The organism is Mycolicibacterium monacense (assembly GCF_010731575.1).
GTDB lineage: Bacteria > Actinomycetota > Actinomycetes > Mycobacteriales > Mycobacteriaceae > Mycobacterium > Mycobacterium monacense.
The window spans coordinates 3,914,787-3,933,726 of the sequence record NZ_AP022617.1 but is presented as its reverse complement, the minus strand read 5'-3'; the positions used below and the strand labels follow the sequence as shown (position 1 = coordinate 3,933,726).

Annotated in this window: 21 protein-coding genes; 12 read left to right on the top strand and 9 right to left on the bottom strand. The window is 69.6% G+C overall.

Annotated elements, in window-relative coordinates:
- Positions 1–9 precede the first annotated feature (9 nt).
- Positions 10–528, top strand: a complete 519-nt coding sequence (locus tag G6N49_RS18885; protein WP_011558291.1) for an Lrp/AsnC family transcriptional regulator — start codon at positions 10–12, stop codon at positions 526–528.
- Positions 529–532: 4 nt separating this feature from the next.
- Here G6N49_RS18885 and G6N49_RS18880 read toward each other — a convergent pair whose 3' ends face one another.
- Positions 533–2,044, bottom strand: a complete 1,512-nt coding sequence (locus G6N49_RS18880; protein ID WP_235679540.1) for a gamma-glutamyltransferase family protein — start codon at positions 2,042–2,044, stop codon at positions 533–535.
- 110 nt (positions 2,045–2,154) lie between these two features.
- Between G6N49_RS18880 and G6N49_RS18875 the strand changes: the two genes are divergently transcribed.
- The 3 genes from G6N49_RS18875 to G6N49_RS18865 are packed head-to-tail and all read left to right on the top strand — an operon-like array spanning position 2,155 to position 4,288.
- Complete coding sequence (locus G6N49_RS18875; protein ID WP_011558293.1) at positions 2,155–3,027, top strand: alpha/beta fold hydrolase; 873 nt, start codon at positions 2,155–2,157, stop codon at positions 3,025–3,027.
- A gap of 29 nt (positions 3,028–3,056) precedes the next feature.
- On the top strand, positions 3,057–3,698 hold the full coding sequence (locus G6N49_RS18870; protein ID WP_011558294.1) for a TetR/AcrR family transcriptional regulator: 642 nt from the start codon (positions 3,057–3,059) through the stop codon (positions 3,696–3,698).
- A complete protein-coding gene (locus tag G6N49_RS18865) occupies positions 3,695–4,288 on the top strand; it encodes a TetR/AcrR family transcriptional regulator (RefSeq protein ID WP_011558295.1) in 594 nt (197 codons plus the stop codon). Before G6N49_RS18870 ends, G6N49_RS18865 begins: the two co-directional genes overlap by 4 nt.
- Here the strand turns inward: G6N49_RS18865 and G6N49_RS18860 are convergent.
- The 5 genes from G6N49_RS18860 to G6N49_RS18840 all read right to left on the bottom strand — a co-directional run bounded on the left by G6N49_RS18860 (position 4,285) and on the right by G6N49_RS18840 (position 8,434).
- A complete protein-coding gene (locus G6N49_RS18860; protein ID WP_083044896.1) occupies positions 4,285–5,154 on the bottom strand; it encodes an LLM class F420-dependent oxidoreductase in 870 nt (289 codons plus the stop codon). The two genes, G6N49_RS18865 and G6N49_RS18860, sit on opposite strands and share 4 nt — an antisense overlap.
- A 38-nt stretch (positions 5,155–5,192) precedes the next feature.
- A complete protein-coding gene (locus G6N49_RS18855; protein ID WP_011854696.1) occupies positions 5,193–6,182 on the bottom strand; it encodes an NAD-dependent epimerase/dehydratase family protein in 990 nt (329 codons plus the stop codon).
- Between the two features lie 78 nt (positions 6,183–6,260).
- Entirely contained in the window at positions 6,261–6,842 is a 582-nt protein-coding gene (locus G6N49_RS18850) for a YdcF family protein (RefSeq protein ID WP_083044897.1), read from the bottom strand.
- Between the two features lie 85 nt (positions 6,843–6,927).
- Positions 6,928–7,647: a DUF3060 domain-containing protein gene (locus G6N49_RS18845; RefSeq protein ID WP_235679539.1), complete on the bottom strand. Its 720-nt coding sequence runs from the start codon at positions 7,645–7,647 to the stop codon at positions 6,928–6,930.
- A gap of 7 nt (positions 7,648–7,654) precedes the next feature.
- Positions 7,655–8,434, bottom strand: a complete 780-nt coding sequence (locus G6N49_RS18840) for a TspO-related membrane protein (protein WP_235679538.1) — start codon at positions 8,432–8,434, stop codon at positions 7,655–7,657.
- A 116-nt stretch (positions 8,435–8,550) separates the two neighbouring features.
- On the opposite strand from G6N49_RS18840, the gene G6N49_RS18835 reads away from it, so the two are divergent.
- The 8 genes from G6N49_RS18835 (at position 8,551) to G6N49_RS18800 (ending at position 14,914) form a co-directional block, all read left to right on the top strand.
- Positions 8,551–8,769, top strand: a complete 219-nt coding sequence (locus tag G6N49_RS18835) for a hypothetical protein (protein ID WP_083044900.1) — start codon at positions 8,551–8,553, stop codon at positions 8,767–8,769.
- A 44-nt stretch (positions 8,770–8,813) separates the two neighbouring features.
- Complete coding sequence (locus tag G6N49_RS18830; RefSeq protein ID WP_011558302.1) at positions 8,814–9,269, top strand: carboxymuconolactone decarboxylase family protein; 456 nt, start codon at positions 8,814–8,816, stop codon at positions 9,267–9,269.
- 66 nt (positions 9,270–9,335) lie between these two features.
- A complete protein-coding gene (locus G6N49_RS18825) occupies positions 9,336–10,688 on the top strand; it encodes an ABC transporter substrate-binding protein (RefSeq protein WP_083044901.1) in 1,353 nt (450 codons plus the stop codon).
- A complete protein-coding gene (locus G6N49_RS18820; RefSeq protein ID WP_011854700.1) occupies positions 10,685–11,554 on the top strand; it encodes a carbohydrate ABC transporter permease in 870 nt (289 codons plus the stop codon). The genes G6N49_RS18825 and G6N49_RS18820 overlap by 4 nt, the downstream gene beginning before the upstream one ends.
- Entirely contained in the window at positions 11,551–12,342 is a 792-nt protein-coding gene (locus G6N49_RS18815; protein WP_083044902.1) for a carbohydrate ABC transporter permease, read from the top strand. Before G6N49_RS18820 ends, G6N49_RS18815 begins: the two co-directional genes overlap by 4 nt.
- Entirely contained in the window at positions 12,339–13,385 is a 1,047-nt protein-coding gene (locus G6N49_RS18810) for an ABC transporter ATP-binding protein (RefSeq protein WP_083044903.1), read from the top strand. The genes G6N49_RS18815 and G6N49_RS18810 overlap by 4 nt, the downstream gene beginning before the upstream one ends.
- 9 nt (positions 13,386–13,394) lie before the next feature.
- Positions 13,395–13,655, top strand: coding sequence for an alpha/beta hydrolase (locus G6N49_RS18805; protein ID WP_064917310.1), 261 nt, complete (start codon positions 13,395–13,397; stop codon positions 13,653–13,655).
- A 68-nt stretch (positions 13,656–13,723) separates the two neighbouring features.
- Entirely contained in the window at positions 13,724–14,914 is a 1,191-nt protein-coding gene (locus G6N49_RS18800; RefSeq protein ID WP_083044904.1) for an acyl-CoA dehydrogenase family protein, read from the top strand.
- Between the two features lie 76 nt (positions 14,915–14,990).
- On the opposite strand, the gene G6N49_RS18795 is transcribed toward G6N49_RS18800, so the two are convergent.
- Genes G6N49_RS18795 through G6N49_RS18785 form a run of 3 tightly spaced genes read right to left on the bottom strand, consistent with a single transcriptional unit; the run spans position 14,991 to position 18,814 of the window.
- Positions 14,991–16,187, bottom strand: coding sequence for an SfnB family sulfur acquisition oxidoreductase (locus G6N49_RS18795; protein ID WP_083044905.1), 1,197 nt, complete (start codon positions 16,185–16,187; stop codon positions 14,991–14,993).
- Positions 16,184–17,353, bottom strand: a complete 1,170-nt coding sequence (locus G6N49_RS18790; protein ID WP_083044906.1) for an LLM class flavin-dependent oxidoreductase — start codon at positions 17,351–17,353, stop codon at positions 16,184–16,186. The genes G6N49_RS18795 and G6N49_RS18790 overlap by 4 nt, the downstream gene beginning before the upstream one ends.
- A gap of 9 nt (positions 17,354–17,362) precedes the next feature.
- Positions 17,363–18,814 (bottom strand): LLM class flavin-dependent oxidoreductase, encoded by a 1,452-nt coding sequence (locus G6N49_RS18785; RefSeq protein ID WP_083044907.1) that lies wholly within the window; start codon positions 18,812–18,814, stop codon positions 17,363–17,365.
- Between the last annotated feature and the right edge of the window lie 126 nt (positions 18,815–18,940).

Here is an 18,940-nt window from a genome sequence, read left to right as displayed (position 1 = left end):
GGCCGGGGAATGACGGATGCGATCGACTCCAAGACGGTCAGGCGCGCACCGGGGCGGCCGGCGACCGTGCCCGACCGCAGGCCGGTGCTCGACGACCTCGACCGGCAGATCATCCGGATCCTGCAGAACAACGCGCGGATCCCCAACACCGAGATCGCCCGGGCGCTCAAGGTCACCGAGACCACGATCCGCAACCGGGTCAACCGCCTGCTCGAAGAGGAACTCATCGAGATGGTCGCGCTGATCACGCCAAAGGCCAAGGAGGCCAGCGTCTCCGCGTTCATCCTGGTGCGGGTGTCACCCGAAGCGGTCGACCCGGCGATCGAACTGCTCAAGACGCGCTCGGAAGTGCGTTACCTCAGCCGGGTGCTCTCCCGCGCCCAGATCCTCATCGAGACGTTCTTCACCGACAACGACCACCTGCTCGCGTTCCAGGACGAGTGCCTGGCCGCCCTGCCGGGGGTGCAGTCGATCGACACCTCGCTGGTGCTGCGCGTGGACAAGGCGTCGTTCGAGTGGGAGATCTGAGGCGTCAGCACACGCCGACGTAACCGTCCCTGCGGAAGTCCGACCCGCCGTCGAGGCCCGCGGGTGTCCGCAGGATCAACTGCGCACCACCGCATTCGGAGCGCGGCAGGGCGCTGAGCCGGTGACCGCGGCGAGCCAGTTCGGCCGCACCGCTGGCGTCGAAACCCTCCTCGAGGCCCAGTGTGTGACCGCCGAGCACCCGCAGCCGTGGGGCGTCGACGGCCTGCTGTGCGGACATCCCGCGGTCGAGCACGTTCCGCAGAACCTGAACCTGGCCCTGCGGCTGCATGAACCCGCCCACCACGCCGAGGCAGCCGCGGAATCCGTCCGGTCCGCCCAGCATCGCGGGGATGATGGTGTGGTACGGACGTTTTCGCGGTTCGGGCCGGTTCGGGTGGCCGTCGCGCAGGGTGAACCCGGCACCGCGGTTGTGCAGCAGCACGCCGCGTCCCGGCACGAGCACACCGGATCCGAAGCCGTCGTAGATGCTCTGGATCAGCGAACAGGCGGCGCCCCACCTGTCCACCACGCAGACGTACACGGTGTCCGACGGCGTGCCCGGCGTCCGTCCGTCGGAGGCCGTCGCGCCTATCCGGTCCGCGAGCTCACCCACCCGGCCGTCGCCGAGAAGTTCCGCCACCGGCACCGGGTGAAAGCGAGGATCGGCGATGTGATCGGCCGCGTCGGCGACCGCGGCCTTGATGCTCTCGACCAGGTGATGGTCGGAGTACGGAGCGAACCGTTGATAGAGGCGCAATGCCTGCAGCACGGCCAAACCCTGCCCGGGCGGCGGCATCTCGTACACGTCGACACCGCGGAAGCGGGCGCGGATCGGCGTGACCCATTCCGGGCCGGCCCATTCGCCGAGGTCCGATGTGCGCAGGGGGTGGACGGCATCGGCGAAGTCGGCCGCGATGTCCCCGGTGTAGAAGGGTGCGTGGCCCTCGCGGGCGTAGGTCTGCAGGGTCTCGGCCAGGTCGGGGTTGCGGAACACGTCGCCGACGCGGGGAGCCCGGCCGGCGGGCAGGAACAGCGCCGCGGCGTGCGGATCGGCCCGCAGCCGGTTCGCGCCGAGTTTCCACTCCTCGGCCACGGCAGGGGTGACGGCGAAGCCGGTGCGTGCGGCCTCGACGGCCGGCGCCACGACCCGGTCGCGCCCGAGCGTGCCGTACCGCTCGAGCAGCGCCGACCAGCCCCACGTGGCGCCGGGAACGGTGACCGTCCACGGGCCGTCGGCGGGCATGGTGTCGAACCCGCTGTCTCGCAACGCCTGGACCGATAGTGCGGCGGGTGCCACCCCCGCCGCTGCCAGGCCGACCGGCTCAGTGCCTCCGGACTCCCAGTACAGCGCGAACAAATCCCCGCCGACGCCGGTCGACGGAGGATCGACGACCGTGAGCATCGCCGCGGCTGCCACCGCCGCATCCGCCGCGGTGCCGCCCTCCTCGAGGATCGTGACCGCGGTGCGGACGGCCATCGGGTGGCTGGTGGCGACCATGCCTGCGGCTGAGCTCACGGAGCCTGGACGGTAGCAGGTTTCGGGACATCGGGAATGCCGACCGGCGGATCCGCCGTTGCAGGGAGCGGAATGGGTCGTGCGACCCAAAACGAGGAAGGAACTCCACTATGCCCGCTGTCCACCACCGCTACGCCACCATCGACGGCCACCGGATCTTCTACCGCGAGGCGGGCGATCCGTCCGCCCCCGCGTTCGTGCTACTGCACGGCTTCCCGACGAGTTCGCACATGTTCCGCCACCTCATCCCCGCACTGGCCGACCGCTTCCACGTCATCGCGCCCGACCACCTCGGCTTCGGCCTGTCCGACGCGCCCGGGGTCGAGGAGTTCGACTACACCTTCGACGCGCTCACCGCCCTGACCGCGGGTCTGCTCGACCACCTCGGCGTGACCCGGTACGCGATCTACGTCCAGGACTACGGCGCCCCGATCGGATGGCGGCTCGCGCTCGCCGATCCGGATGCGATCACCGGGATCGTCACGCAGAGCGGCAACGGCTACGACGCCGGTTTCGTCGAGAGCTTCTGGAAACCGGTGTGGGACTTCCATGCCCGCCAGGTGCCCGAAACCGAAGCGGCGATGCGCGAGGCGCTCACGCTCGACGCGATCCGCTGGCAGTACGTCCACGGGGTGGCCGACGAATCGCTCGTCGACCCCACCGCCTGGCATCACGACCACGCACTCGTCTCACGCCCAGGCAACGACGAGGTGCAGCTCAAGCTGTTCCTCGACTACGCGACGAATTCTCCGCTGTACCCCCGCCTGCACGAGTACTTCCGGACCTCCCGTGTGCCGCTGCTGGCAGTGTGGGGCCGTGGTGACGAGATCTTCGGGCCTGCGGGTGCGCTCGCCTTCGCCGACGATCTGCCCGAGGCCGAGATCCACCTGCTCGATGGCGGCCACTTCCTGCTGGAGTCGGCGCTCGACGAGACGGCGGCGTTGATCCGCGACTTCCTGGAGCGCCGGCTGCCTGCGCCGTGACGGGTGCGTCTGGCCGGTAACCTGGAGCGATGGAACGCCGGCTGACCCCCAAGGGGCAGGCCACCCGCGAGCGCATCCTCACCGCTGCCGCCGACCTGATTGCCGCCGAAGGGCTTTCGGCGCTCAACATGGTCAGCCTCCGTAAGGCGGCAGCGGTGAGCGGCTCACAGCTGGCGCATTACTTCGCCGACAAGCAGACCCTGCTGCGGGCCCTGGTCGAGCGCCAGATGCAGGCCGTCGACTTCCAGGTGGAGAGCTTCGAGGACGCCGAACGCTGGCTCGACCGGAACATGCGCGACCTGCGCCGCATCGGTTTCACCGGCACCCCCACCTACCACGGTCTGGCCGGTCAGCTCGCCAAGTCCGACGACGCGACCCGCGAGGCCCTGGCCGACGGGTACCGGCGGTGGATCTCGGTGCTGGAAGCGGCATTCGAGACGATGAAACGCAATGGTCTGCTGGTCGACGACGCCCACCCTCGCGAACTCGCGCAGGTGTTCGTCGCCGCCCACCAGGCCGGCGGCACGTTGGCGTTCGCCTATCGCGAGGACTGGCCGCAGGCCGATGCCCTGCGCTTCGCGGTCAACCGGCTGCGCATGTTCGCCGCCGACCCGGCCGAGCGCACACCTCGGCCGGCCCGGCGGCCGCGCCACCGCCGGAGGACCGCGTGACGACGTTCAGCGGTAAGGGCCTGGCGACCCGCGCCCGCATCGTCGACACCACCGCCCGGCTGATGTTCGAACGCGGCATCGAGAACACCACGATGGAGGACGTACGCGAGGGCGCCGAGGTCAGCGGATCGCAACTGTCCCACTACTTCCGGGGCAAGGCCGACCTCACCCGCGAGGTCCTCGCCGAGCGCAGACGGTACGTCGCAGAACTGCACAACCAGGCGTTCGACACCATCGACGCGTTGCAGGCCTGGGCGGACGCCTGCGTCGCCGACACGACCGCGGTCTACCAACGCGGCGGATGCGTCTACGGGTCGCTGGCCGGCGAACTGATCGAAGGCGACGAACCCGTCCGCGACGACGTCGCGGCCGGTTACGACGCGTGGATCGAGCGGTTCCGCGCGGGACTGACGGCGATGAAACGGCGCGGCGCGTTGCGCGCCGACGCCGATCCGCGCCATCTCGCGGTGTCCCTCGTCATCGCTCACCAGGGCGGTGCGATGCTCACCTTCGTCACCGGCGATCCGGAACCGCTGCGCACCAACCTCTATGCGGCCGTCGACTACGTGCGGTCCTTCGCCGCCGACTAGTTCAGCTCGGCGAGCTGCGGCACCACCGGGGCGATGCCGTCGATCCACTTCGCCGGCGATCCGCCCGGCGGCATGACGATCGCGGTGTGCACACCTACCTTGGCGTAATCGGCCATGGTGCGGACGAATTCGTCGGTGGCTCCGGGTTCGGGCCCGTCGTGGGCGAGGATCGTCACGCGGATGTCGTCGAAGTTGCGGCCGACGTCGTCGCAGTGTCGTCGCAACACGTCGAGCTTGTGGGCGACCTCCTCCGGTGAGCCGAACAGGTTGCACGCGTCGCCGTACTGCGCCACCAGCCGCAGGGTCTTGCGTTCACCGCTGCCGCCGATCATCACTTTCGGCTTGTTGATCGGCTGCGGGTTACACAGCGTCTCCGCCAACTGGTAGTGCTTACCCTCGAACGGTCCGTTGTTGTCGGGATCCCACATCTGCGCGCAGATCCGCAGCGTCTCCTCGAGCCGCTCGAACCGCTCGGCGACCGGCGGATAGGGCACCCCGAGCCCGCGGTGTTCGCGCTCGAACCACGCGGCGCCGATGCCGAGCCACGCCCGCCCGCCCGAGAGCACGTCGACCGTCGTCACCGTCTTGGCGAGCAGGCCGGGATGCCGGTAGGTCACGCCCGTCACGAGCAGTCCGAGGTCGATCCGCGAGGTGCGGGCGGCCAGGAAGCCCAGGGTCGTGTACCCCTCGAGCATGTTGGCCTCCGCGGGCAGGCCGGTCGGTTCGATCTGGAAGAAGTGGTCCATGAGCGACAGCCAGGTCGCGCCGGACGCTTCGGCCGCCTCGCCGACGCGGGCGAGTTCACCGGCGATGGCGGTGGTCCCGCCGTCGATGTCGAAGATGGGCACGTGATATCCGAGTTCCATGACTCGGGACAACCGGTGTGACCCCCGCCGCATTCCCGCTACAGGCGACCGACTTCGCGCAATCCCGCGACCGTGTCGGCGATGGTCTCGGCGACCTCGCGCTGCTTGATGCCGAGATCACGCTCGGCAGGAGCGTCGTCGGAATTCGGCATCTGCGTGTAGTACTGCATCGCCGCGGAGTTGATCGGCGTCTCGAACGGCAGTTGGTCACCGATGACGTCGAAGATCCGGCCGACCGTGCGCAGGGCGACGTCGGGGATGGGAATCGGCGCCAGATCGCGTCCGGCGGCGTCACCGATGAGAGTCGCCAGTTCGCCCACGGGCACCCGGCGGCCGCCCAGCATGTACCGGCGCGGACCGCGGCCCGGCTCCAGCAGCGCGACGTGCAGCGCGGCCAGATCGCGGACGTCGACCACGATCCACCCCGCCCCGCGGCCCGGCACGCTGCGCATCTTGATCGAGGCCTCCACACCTTCGGCGGCCTCCCCGAACTGGTCACCGGCCGGCGGGCCCAGCACCATGCCCGGATAGGTGATGTCGACAGGCGCCCCGGCGTCCTGCAGTCCCCGGGCGTACGCCTCGACGACGGCCTTGGACTTGCCGTAGCCGTCCGATCCGCCGGTGACCGGCAGGTCGGCGTGCAGCACGTCGAGCCCGGGGCGGAACAGCGCCGTGAAGCTCGAGACGTGGATGATCGGATCCAGCCCGGCCTTCGCCGCGCCGCCGAGTACGTACCGCGCACCTTCGAGGTTGGTCCGCAGCATCTCGTCGGCCATCGACGGATCGGTGGATACCATTGCCGCGCAATGGATCACGGCGTCGCAACCGTCGAGTGCCGCAGCGGTCGAGTCCGGATCGGAGATGTCGCCGACGACGTGGTCGCCGGTGTCGGCGCCGATCTTCGCCGCACTGGTGGTCAGGCGTTCGGGTTTGCGGACCAGGAAGCGGACCTGGTGGCCGGCATCCTGCACGGCCTTGGCGGTCCAGGCGCCGACGAAACCGGTGCCCCCTGTGACCAGAACTCTCATCGGACCCCCGGTGGCGACGTTGCGGAAGGATGGCACCGGACAGTACCCCTCGTAGTGTCCGGTGAAACCTGGGGCGCGTCAGCCTTGGTTGACCAGTGGGCTGATGACGTCGCGCGCGAACTGCGCGGCGTTCACCTGGGGACTGCCGTCGGGGTAGCTCACCGTCGCCAGCAGGTTCGCCCCGGCATCGACGAAATTGCCGTCGGCGCGGTCCTGATGCGTCGACGAGGTGACCAGGATGATCCCCGACGTGCCCGCCTTCTCGGCCAGCGGCACGGAGAACCGCGCGTTCTGCACGGTGCTGTTCGCCTTGTCCTCCACGATGATTCGGTGATCGGGGAAGCCGAGCACGAGCAGCATGCGCCGCATCGCCGCGGCCTCGCTCACGCCGTTGCGGGGGTTGCCGCCGGTGACGATCATCGGCGACTGCGGGAAGAACTGCGCGACCGTCAGGCCGGTGATGACGCGGCGACGCAGGATCGGGCGCATGGTGCCGTTGGGTTCGAGGCCGTAGCCGAGGATCACGATGGCCGGCTTCGAGAAGTCCTTGACCGCGGCGGGGGCGGGTTGCGCGGACGCGACCGGGAGCGAGACGTCGGCGACGAGGGCGGCCGCCGCGAGGGCGACGGCTGCCACGGCGGTTCTCCAGGTTCTCCGCATACACTCTCCCGACTCCTGCGACCAACGGGATTGATGGTGCTGACGGTGTGATCGTGATCTACGTCGCAGGTGTTACGGGAGGGGTTCAGCCGCGCTCGACGACGTTGTCGCCGAAGCTGTCGATCTGCGGGTCACCGGTCTGGAACGTCACGCGGTTGTCGAAACCCGACGCGCTGATGCGGTCGGCGCTCTCCACGATCACCTCGTTGCCCACCCCCGACACCGTCACGCTCACGCAATGCCCCGTGATCGTCACCGTGTTCGACACACCGCTCACGCTGATCAGGCTGTCGTCACAGGCCACTCGCTTGTCGCCCTCCACCCCCGACACGCTGAACTGCCCACCCGGCGGCGCCTGGGCGACCGCCCCGCCGCCGCCCGACGGGCCGCCCGGCAGGATCACGATCGGCAGATCACCGGTGGCCGGCGCTTCCGGTGTCTCGTCGAGCGCCCCGCCGCCGCCCGCGATCGTCGGCCGGCCCGCGGTGACCGCACCGTCGCGCGGTCCGGCCTTGGCGAAGTAGATCGCCACGCCCACACCGAAAACCAGCAACCCCAGCACGACGACGATCAGCACGACCACGCCGGTCTGCGACGTACCCTTCGAATAAGGTTGCGGCGCAGTCGGATACGGCGCGTCGTACACCGGCGGTGGATACGCCCCCGCGGCCGTGTACGGCTGAGTGCCCAACTCGGACGTCTGCGCCCGGTCGGCCAACGGGCGTTCGAGGTCGCGAATCCGGGCCTCGGGGTCGTCCTGCGGGTTCATGGGCAGATGCTCCCACACCGCATCGGCCCAGCTCAATGGCTGATTATCGAGCCCTGGAGCGCACCTGTTGCACGACGGCGACCACACCGACGGCCACCGCCGCGACCACCGCGGTGACCGACAGCAGGGTGCTCTGCCGCTGCGACGCCCCGATCGCGATCGCGACCAACGCCCACAGCACACCCGCCACGAACCCGGGCGTCCCCCGCAACAACACGGTCGCCACGAGTGCGGCGACCGACGCGGCGGCCAGCACCACGAACTGCCACACCACCGCCGACGACGACCACCCCGCGGCGATCAGCGCCGCCGCCACGTTCGCGAACACCGCGATGCTGCTCCACCCCAGATAGAGCCCGAACGACACCGTCGCCAGCACCGCCAACCACCGCGGACACGTCAGCTCCCGGCGGCGGCGCACCAGCAGCCACACGATGTGCGACAGCGCCGCGGTCATCACGAGGAACACCACCACACCCGCCCACAACCAGTTCTGCGCCGCCACGGCCAACCACACGCTGAACCCGACGAACACGACGCTCGCATCGATCAGCGCGTCGGTCTCCCACGGCGAGCCCAGCCCCACCCGCGCGATGCACACCGCGGTCACGGCGCTCAACACGGTGATCAACCCCCACAGGCTGAACGCGTAGCCCGCCGGCGTGATCAAGGCCTGGTTCGTCGCGCCCGACTTCAGGAATTCGCCGTTCAGGGCGCGTGACACCGGCGAGGCGACCAACTGGCTGACCGCCAAGACCGCGGCCACCCACCGCCACGCGGACACCGACGGAGCGTTCGAACGGGCGGCGGCTGCGGTGCGCATACAAGTCATTCGTTCCCGCTCCGCGCTCGGATGACAACGCGCGTTTCCGCATGCGGTTGTGATTGCGATCACGATCAGTTTAAATTGTGTCCGCCACCACAACGAAAGGGTGACCCATGGATGCGTTCAACGACGGTTCGCTGGTTCCGGTTCAGCGCGCGGGGACGCGTCGCGCCAAGCCGGCCGATCGCCACACCCTCCAGTCCATCGTGCTGACGGCGATCTTCATCTTCGGCATCGTCGGCGTGGTCGGTGCTCTCATGCAGGGGGAGAACACCGTGGCCTTCCTGATCGGGCTGTTCTCCAGCGCGATCATCCTGGGCACCGTCTGCTGACCGGCTTCGGCCGAACACCGCGCGATGCTGCGTAGCATCGGGCGATGGGTACCCGGCACCTCCACATCGACAAGCAGTCACCTTCGGCGTACAAGGCGCTGATCGGCGTCTCGACCGCTGTCACCGCGCTGGCCGAGGAGACCGGGCTGCCGCGCAGCCTGGTCGAACTCGTCAACGTGCGGGTGTCCCAGCTCAACGGCTGCGCCTCGTGCCTCGACGTCCACCACCGCCGCGCCGACGACGCCGGCGTGAGCGCCAAACAACTCGCGACGGTGTCGGTCTGGCGTGACACCGAACTGTTCGACGAGCGCGAACAGGCCGCCCTGCGCCTGGCCGAGATCGCCACCACGCTGCCCGACCACGACACCGCCGAACGCGAATACGCCCGTGCCCGTGACGTGCTCAGCGACGACGAACTGTCCGCCGTCATCTGGGTCGCGACCACGATCAACGCCTTCAACCGCGTCTCGATCCTGAGCGGCCACACCGTCCGCGCGTGACGCCTTCAAGATCGCGCTGAGTTTTACCCTCGCCGCCCGCCGACGGCGTTTGTACCGTCGCCCGTCGTGACTCCTCCTGCCTTCACGCGTCGACGCGCCCTGCAACTGCTCGGCCTCGCCGGTGGCGCAGCGCTTCTCGGACCCGCCCTGGCCGCCTGCGGTACCTCCGGCGGCGGCGGCGCACTGTCGGCCGAGACCCCGGTGGCCGGCCGGTTCGAGGGCGTCACCCTCAAACTGCTCGTCAACCAACCGCACGTGACGTCGTTCCGCGACGTGCTCGCCCCGGCCTGGCAGCAGGCCACCGGCGGCGCCCTCGACGTCACCGCTGCGCCTTACGATCAGCTGACCAGCAAGCAGATCCTCGACGTGCAGAGCGGCACCGGCGAATTCGACGTCTTCGACTACTTCTACTTCGGCCTCGGCGACCTCGTCGACGCCGGTGCGCTCACCGACCTCACCGACTGGATCGACGCCAAACAGTCCGACCTGGACGTCCCCGGCTACCTGAAGTCGATCTACGACCCGTACACCCTGCTCGACGGCCGCCGCTACGGACTGCCCTATGACGGCGACATCCACATCCTGTTCTACAACGCCGAACTGCTCGACCGGTACAAGGTGGCGCCGCCGACGACTTGGGACGAGTACGACGAGGTGGCCGCGAAGATCACCCGGGACGCGCGGGGGGCGGCCTACGGCGCCATCGTCTCCGGTCAGCAGGTGCCGATGATCCTCGGCTGCTCCTACATCAACCGGCTCACCGGCTACGGCGGAAACCTGGTGGACGCCAACGGCAAACCGCAGCTGACCTCCGATGCCTCGGTGGCGGCGTTGAAGCATCTGGTCGCCGTCGCCCCGAACGCCCTGCCGACCCCGCTGCAGGTCGGCTTCGACCAGGCCAACACCGCGTTCCTCACCGGACAGGGTGCGCTGCTGGACACCTGGACCGATATGGCGTTGCGTGCCGAGGATCCGACGGCGTCGAAGATCGCCGGCCGCTGGGGTGCGGTGTCGCTGCCCGTCGGTGGCGCCAACACCACCCCGCGCACCGCGCTGGACGCCGGTTTCGGGCTGGGCATCTCGACGGCGTCGAAGAATGTCGATGCCGCCGCCGCATTCATCGCGTGGGCGACCGCTGCCCCGCAGAACCTGAAGGTGTCCTCGACCGCCGGCGCGGGTATCGACCCGGTGCGCGGTGAGGTGCTCAACTCCGACGGTTACGCGAAGGTCGTCACCGCGGCCGTCGACCCGATCCGCGAAGGCCTCGACGGCGATCCGCTGGTGTGGCCGAAGCAGGCCGGCGCCCCGAAGTTGTTGCAGGACCTCGTCGATCAGCTCGCCCTGGCGATCGCCGGTACCCAGACCGTCGAGCAGTCGCTGGAGAACGCCCAGGCCAGCTGGGACAGCGCCACGCAATGACCCGACGCGTCCCGCTGTGGCTGGCGTTGCCCGCCATCGCCGGGCTGGTGCTGTTCCTGGTCTACCCGACGGTGTATCTGGCGGCGCTGGCGCTCACCGACTCGTCGCTCGCCCGCCCGCTGCGCGCGTTCACCGGCGGGGAGAACTTCGCCAATGCCTTTGCGGCCCCCGCCTTCACACCCTCGCTGGTCAAGTCGACGGTGTTCGCGGTGGTGGCGGCCGTGGTGACCACGGTCCTCGGGTTGGCGATCGCGGTGCTGCTGCGCAGTCGCGGCACCCGGTTCGGGATCCTCGGCGCCCTGTTCCTGCTGCCGCTGGTGACCGCGCCCGTGCTGGTCGGGGTGGCGTGGAAGCTGCTGCTGGCCCCCGTCGGTGGCGGCCTGGCCGGGATCCTCGACGCGGTCGGGTTGGGTGGGGCGAACCCGCTGGGCTCCGGGGTGGGTGCGTTCGCCGTCCTGCTGGCGATCCACATCTGGCAGTGGACGCCGTTCGCCGTGTTGATCGCGTTCGCCGCGCTCGGCGTCGTCCGGCCCGAACTGCTCGAGTCGGCGCGTATCGACGGCGCCAACCAGTGGCGCACGTTCACCACTGTCACCTGGCCGGCCATCGCCCCGACGATCTGGGCGGTCACCGTCCTCGAGCTCGTCATCGGCTACAAGGTGTTCGACCTGATCGTCGTCATCACCTCTGGCGGACCCGGCTTTTCGACCGCGTTGTCGCCGTATGTCATCTACCAGACCGGCCTGCGGGGCAGCTTCGACATGGGCACCGCCGCCGCGCAGACGTTGGTGTTCGCGTTCGTGGTCGGCGCTGTCGCGACCGTGGTGACCGGACTGCGGGCGCGTGCGGTGAAGGCGGACGGATGAAGGCGCGTCTGGTGCTCGTCGCCGCCGTGATCGTGACGTTGGTGCCGCTGGCCTACCTGCTGTCGCTGGCGGTACGCCCGGCCGAGGATGTGCTGAACTCGTCGCTGTTGCCGACGTCGGTGACGGTCGACAACTTCGTCAGGGTCTTCGACACCATCGCGCTCGGCACCATGCTGGCCAACTCGTGGGTCTCGGCGGTCGGCGCGGCGCTGCTGGCTGTGGTGATCGCCGCGCCCGCAGCGTATTTCACCGCCCGTCACACCCGCGGTGACCGGCTGCTGACCGTGCTGCTCGCCAGCTACTGCGCCCCGCCGATCGTCGCGATCATCCCGCTGTTCTTCCTGCTGCGCCACGCCGGGCTGACCAACAGCGTCGGCGGGCTGATCCTCGTCAACGGCATCGCCGGCGTCCCCGTCGCGGTGTGGCTGCTCGACGGGTTCGTCCGCCGCATCCCGATCGAGATCGACGAGGCCGCCGTCATCGACGGCCTGACCGTCGCCGCGGCGTTCCGCAGGGTGGTGCTGCCACTGCTGTTGCCGGGCATCGTCGCGGCGCTGCTGGTGGTGTTCTTCCTGAGCTACAACGACTTCCTGTTCGCCGTCTACCTCGCCGTCACCAAGGAGAGCCAGACGCTGACGGTCGGCCTGTCGCTGTTCCAGGGCGATCGCAACGTGCAGTTCGGCCAGCAGGCCGCCGCCGGACTGCTCGGTGTCCTCCCCGTCTACGTGCTGGCGCTCGTGGCGCAGCGCTACCTCGTCGGCGGCCTCACCACGGGAGCGACCAAGTGAGCACCATCGAACTGGCCGGTCTGACAAAGACATACGGACACAGCACCGTCGTCGACGACGTCACACTGACCCTGCCGGACGGGTCGTTGACCGTCCTGGTCGGACCGTCGGGATGCGGGAAGTCCACGACGCTGCGGATCGTCGCCGGGCTCGAGGCGGCCGACGGGGGAGTGGTGCGCATCGGGGATCGCGACGTCACCCGCGCCACCCCGCGCGACCGCGACGTCGCGATGGTGTTCCAGAACTACGCGCTCTACCCGCACCTGTCCGTGGCGGGCAACATCGCGTTTCCGTTGCGCAACAACGGCGTCGCCCGGGATGAGGTGACGCGGCGCGTCGGCGAGGCCGCCGAGCGGGTCGGCATCACCGCGCTGCTCGACCGCAAACCACGCCAGCTCTCCGGCGGTCAGCAGCAGCGGGTGGCGATCGCCCGAGCGCTGGTCCGCACGCCTGCGGTGTTCCTGTTCGACGAACCGCTGAGCAACCTCGACGCCAAGCTGCGCGTCGAATTGCGTTCGGAAATCCGGCGGCTGCAGCAGGAGACCGGGATCACCGCACTCTACGTCACCCACGACCAGGAGGAGGCGATGACGATCGCCGACCAACTCGTCGTCCTGAACGCCGGGCGCATCGCGCAGAAGGGCACCCCCGAGGAGTTGTACCGGAGGCCGGCCAACACCTTCGTCGCGGGGTTCATCGGATCGCCGTCGATGAACCTCGTGCCCGGCGACGGAGTGCCGATGGTGGTGACCGGCTCCGGCGACGTGACGCTCGGGGTGCGGCCCGAGGACCTGCTGGTGACGCCGTCGCCCTCCGGTACGGGCCGCGTCGAGCTGGTCGAACTGCTAGGCCCGCGGTACGTGCTGATCGTGCGGGCGGGGGCGCACCGGTTGACGGCGGTCATCGAGGCCGCGACTGTCGCGGCGTGGCCCGCCGTCCCCGCGGTCGGGGATGCGGTCGAGGTCGCCGTCCGGCCCGAACGGGTGCACAAGTTCGACCAAGCTTCGGGAGAACGGATCAGCTCGGGTCCGATGGCGTCCTAGGGTGTGGGTGTGGCACTGACCATCGATCCCGAGGTCGCCGCGGCGCGGCCCGACCTCACCGGTCTGCCACCCGCCTATCTGGACGTCGGAGATCTGGACATCTTCCGCGACGAGGACGTCGACTACGCCCGTCGCCTCGCCGCGGCGGGGGTGGCGGCCGAACTCCACGTCCATCCCGGATGCCCACACGGATTCGATGCGTTCGGATTCGACACCTCGGTGTCGCGACGGGCGATGGCCGACCGGATCCGCCGGCTGCGCCAGCTGTAGCTTCTCGAGTTCTGTTCCGGCCGAGCAGAAGTCGTGACCGTCGGCGTGATCTTCCATAGCGTGGCCCGGTGCCACGTACACCCTGGACCGCGCCGCTGACCGCCGCCGAGACCGACCGCTGGGACGCCGTCGCCGACGAGGTCGGCCAACTGCTCGCCCGCGACGCGCTGCAACGCGACCGCGCCAACCAGCAACCCGACGCCGAGCTGAAATTGCTCAAGGACTCGGGCCTGGCCAACCTGCTGATCCCGCGGGAGTTCGGTGGGCACGGTGGCCAGTGGTCGACCGGTCTGCGCGCCGTGCGGATCCTGGCGCGCCACGACGCGTCGATCGCGCAGATCCTGAGCTACCACTACTGCAATCAGGCGAGCATCGTGTTCTTCGGCGAGCCCGCCCGCTGGGAGCACTGGTTCACCGCATCCGCGCAGGGCAGTTGGCTGTGGGGCGACGCCGTGAACCCCGTCGACCCCGATCTGGTCCTCAGCCCCGACGGCGACGGGTATCGGCTCGACGGGCGTAAGCGGTTCGCCACCGGGGCATCGACCGGCGACGTCACGCTGGTGATGGCCGCTCATGACGGACGGGTGCTGGCGCTGGTGGTCGAACACGACCGCGACGGTGTGGAATTCGCCGGTGACTGGGACGCTCTGGGCCAGCGCCTGTCGGCCAGCGGCAGCGTCGACTTCCACGATGTCGCGGTCGCGCCCGGCGACGTGCTCGGCGAGGTGGCCGACGAACCGTACTCGACGCTCGTCACGCCCGGGGTTCAGCTCGGCTTCGGCAACCTCTACCTCGGGATCGCCGAGGGGGCGTTGGCCCGGGCGCGGCAGTTGACGCTCGACCGCCGTGGCGCGTGGCTGCTCAGCAGTGTCGAGCACTATTCGCGGGACCCGTTCGTGCAGCGAGTGTTCGGTGAGCTGCTGTCCCGGACCGCTGCCGTCGAGGCGCTGGCCGACCGGTGGAACACCCGCTTCGACGCAGCCATCGCGCGGGGTGCGGACGTCACCGCCGCGGATCGAACCGAGGTGGAGATCGGGATCGCCCAGCTCAAGGTGGTGGCCACCGAGACGGCGCTGGAGGTGGCCCACCGGGTCTACGAGGTCACCGGGTCCAGTTCGGCGCGAAGCGAAGTGGGGCTCGACCTGTTCTGGCGCAACATCCGCACCCACTCGCTGCACGACCCCGTCGACTACAAGAAGCTCGAAGTCGGTGCCCACTATCTGACCGGTGACGTGCAGCCGATCACCCTGTACACCTAGCGCGTCCGACTTGCGTAACGCCATGGCGGTTCTCGCGGGGACACTCCGCCGTGGCGTTACGTAAGTCGGGGGAACCTCAGATCTGGCCGTGGCGGGGCGGGCGGGTGCCCGACAGCGTGTAGCGGCCGATGTGCTGCAGCTTCCACCGCACCGGATCGTGCAGCGTGTGTGTCCGAGCGTCGCGCCAGAATCGCGACAGGTTGCCCGACACCGAAGCGCTTCGCGTACCGCCCAATTCGAACAGCCCGGTCGCGGCTTCCAACGAGGCCCGCACCGCCGCGACCTTCGCGACGGCGACGGCCACCGACGCCGCGGCCGCCGACTCCTCGGTGAGGTGTTCGTTCGCGGCGTCCACCGCGCGGGCGGCCTCGACCAGCAGGGCCTGTGCGCCGCGGACGGTGACGGTCAACTCGGCGGCGGCCTGGATGAGTGTCGGATCGTCGACGGCCGTGGCCACGTTCGCCTCGAAGTGCGGGCGGGCGCGTTCGGCCTGGCGCACCCCGGCGGCCAGCGCCCCCGTCGCGATACCGACGTCGATCGCGCTGTGCAGCAACTGCGCCCGGGCGCCGTAGGTCGTCGGCTCGGCGAAGATCGGCGAGAACGGCACGACATGCTCGGCCGGCACCGCGACGTCGGCGAGCGTCACCGTGCCCGACGCCGTCGTCCGCTGACCCATCCCCTCCCAGTCGTCGACGACGTCCACCCCGTCGGCGTCACGCGGCACGAACGCGACCGCCTTGGGTGTCGACGCCGTCGGCACCGACCCGTCATCCAGCGACGCCCGCACCACCAGCCAGTCCGCGAACAGCGCACCGGTCGAGTAGAACTTGCGTCCGGTCAGCACGTGGTCACCCGACGATCTGCGCGTCAGCGTCGTGGTGTCGACGTCGATCGGATGCGGTCCGCGCTCGGACTGCGCGTTGGCCAGCAGCGCACCGTCGAGCACCTGCCGGTAGAAGTACGCCTGCTGATCGGCGGTGCCCTGCAGCCGCAGCGCCTCGAGGAATACGAAGTGCGAGTGCGGAATCTGCGACAGCGACGGATCGGCGTGGGCGATCAGCCGGAACACCTCGGCCAGCACGGTGGCCGGTGCGTCGATGCCGCCGTGTTCGGCGGGCACCGAGATCGCCAGCAGCCCGGACTCTTTGAGCGCCTTGACCTGCTCGTGCGGCAACTGTCGCTCAGCGTCGCGGGCCGAGGCCTCGGCGTCGAACTCCGCGGACAGTTTCGCCGCGACGTCGAGAGCGTCGTCGGCGGAGGCGATCACCGTCACCGCGTCGCACCGATGAACGGGATGTGCGCCGGGGACCCCGACGTCGCCTGACCCTTGAACAGTCCGCGCTCGCGCAGGATCGGCACGACACCCTCACCGAACCAGAACAGCTCCTCGAGGTGCGGGTAGCCGGAGAAGATGAACTCGTCGATGCCGATCTCGGCGTATTCGGCGATGCGGTCGGCCACCTCGACGTGGCTGCCGACCAGCGCCGTGCCCGCCCCGCCGCGCACCAATCCCACACCCGCCCACAGGTTCGGGGCGACCTCCAGGGTGCGGGCGTCGTGCCAGCTGCCGTTGCGCCGGTTCTCCTCGTGCAGCGCGAGCATCCGCTTCTGCCCTTCGGACTGGCTGCGGTGCAACCCCTCCTGCGCCTTGCGGACGGTGTCCTCGTCGAGTGCGGCGACCAGCCGGTCGGCCTGCTGCCACGCCTCGTCGGCGGTGTCGCGCGAGATCGTGTGCAGGCGGATGCCGAAGCGCACCTGCCGGCCCTCCTTCTCGGCGAGCCCGCGGATCCACTCGATCTTCTCGCGGACCGCGGCCGGCGGTTCACCCCACGTCAGGTAGACGTCGGCGTGTTTGGCAGCGACCGGGCCCGCAGCCGCGGAGCTGCCCCCGAAGTACAACGGCGGCACCGGATTCGGCAGGGTGGGGATCGCGGCATCCTCGATCTGGATGTGTTCACCGTCCAGCGACACCGTCTCCCCGGCCCACAGCCGGCGGACCACCTCGAGGAATTCGTCGCAGCGCTGGTAGCGGCCGTCCTTGTCGAGGTGGTCGCCGAACGCGCGCTGTTCGTGCGCCTCACCGCCGACGACGACGTTGAGCAGGATGCGGCCCGGGGCGTGCCGGGCGAACGTCGCGGCCATCTGCGCCGACAGCGTCGGGCTGACCAGTCCGGGTCGGAACGCGACGAGGAAAGCGAGCGACGTCGTCTCGCGGGCCAGCAGCGCGGCGGTGATGAACGCGTCCTCGCACCACGCGCCCGTCGGGATCAGCGCGCCGGTGAACCCGAAGGATTCGGCGGCCCGCACGATCGAGCCCAGGTAGTCGATCGAGGCGTCGCGGTCGCCGTGCGCGGCGCCGGCGGGCATGCCGTGGCCCCCGCCGACGATCAACCGGCTGTCGCCGTAAGTGGGCAGGAACCAATGCAATTGGATAGTCACGAATAACTCCTAACGGCCGCGCGTCGGCTGCGAGGCCACCGACGCCGCTGACGACGGCACCGTCGAGGGCCGGTCGATGATCGTGGAGGCCGGTCCCCCCACACGGTAGCGGGCGCCGCGATGCTCCTCGGGCAGCCGGTCGCCGCGGCCGAGCAGTTTGTTGCGCAGCGTGCCCGGGGCATACGACGACTGGTAGGCCCCGCGCGCGGTCAGCACCGGCACGACGTGGTCGACGAAGTCGGCGAACGAACCCGGCGTGACGGCGTATGCGAGGTTGAATCCGTCGACGTCGGTCTCCTCGACCCACTCCTGCAGCGTATCGGCCACGGCCACACCGGAACCCACGATGCGCGGGCCCATCCCGCCGATCTTGCCCCACTCGGCGATGTCCCGGACCGCCCACTCGCGGCCGTCGGGGTCGGCGGACTGGAACGCCGCGACCGCCGACAGGATCGCGTTGGAGTCGACGTTGCCGACCGGTTCGTCGAGCCCGAAGCGCGCCAGGTCGACGCCCATCCAACCGGACATGAACGTCAGCGCACCCTCGGCATCGCCGTAGGACAGGTACTCGGCGTGTTTGGCATGCGCCTCGTCGTCGGTGTCGGCGGTGATCACGGTCGAGAGGTTGAAGATTTTCACCGCGTACGGGTCGCGGCCGGCGATCTCGAGCTCGCGGCGGATGGTCGTCACCGTCTCGCGCAGCAGCGCCTTGGTGGGGGCCGCGGTGAAGATGGCCTCGGCGTTCTCCGCGGCGAAGCGCACCCCGCGTGGGCTGGAGCCGGCCTGGTAGATCACCGGTGTTCGCTGTGGCGACGGTTCGGACAGGTGGATGCCCGGCACCTTGAAATGCGCTCCGTCGTGGCCGATGTGGTGCACCTTGGTGGGGTCGGTGAAGATGCCGCGCTCGCGGTCGCGGATGACCGCATCGTCCTCCCACGAGCCCTCCCACAGCTTGTAGAGGACCTCGAGGTATTCGTCGGCGTGGTCGTAGCGGGCATCGTGGGCGGGTTGGTCGGTCTGGCCCATGTTGCGCGCGGCGGCGGGCAGGTAGCCGGTGACGACGTTCCAGCCGATGCGGCCTCCTGTCAGGTGGTCCAGCGTCGACAGCCGCCGGGCGAACGGATAGGGATGCTCGAAGCCGGTGCCGGTGGTGACGCCGAAACCGAGGTCGTTGGTGACGTAGGCCATCGCCGACACCAGCAGCAGCGGATCGTTGACCGGGACCTGGGCGGCCTGGCGGATCGCGGCCTCGTCGCTCGCGCCGAACACGTCGTAGGTGCCGAGCACGTCGGCGATGAACAGGCCGTCGAAGCGTCCGCGTTCCAGCAGCTTGGCCAGTTCGGTCCAGTACTGCAGATCCTTGTACCGCCAGGACTGGTCCTCAGGGTGCTTCCACAGCCCGGGGGACTGGTGGGCGACGCAGTTCATGTCGAAGGCGTTGAAGCGGATCACACGAGTCACCGCGAAATAGTTGCCGCTCGGAGCCGGGCGGTCACGGGTTCAAATCTGCGCGATTCTTTGGGGGCGTTCCCACCGCGAGCAGACACAAATGTCCCGAAGAAGCCACCAGTTGGGGGACATTTGCGT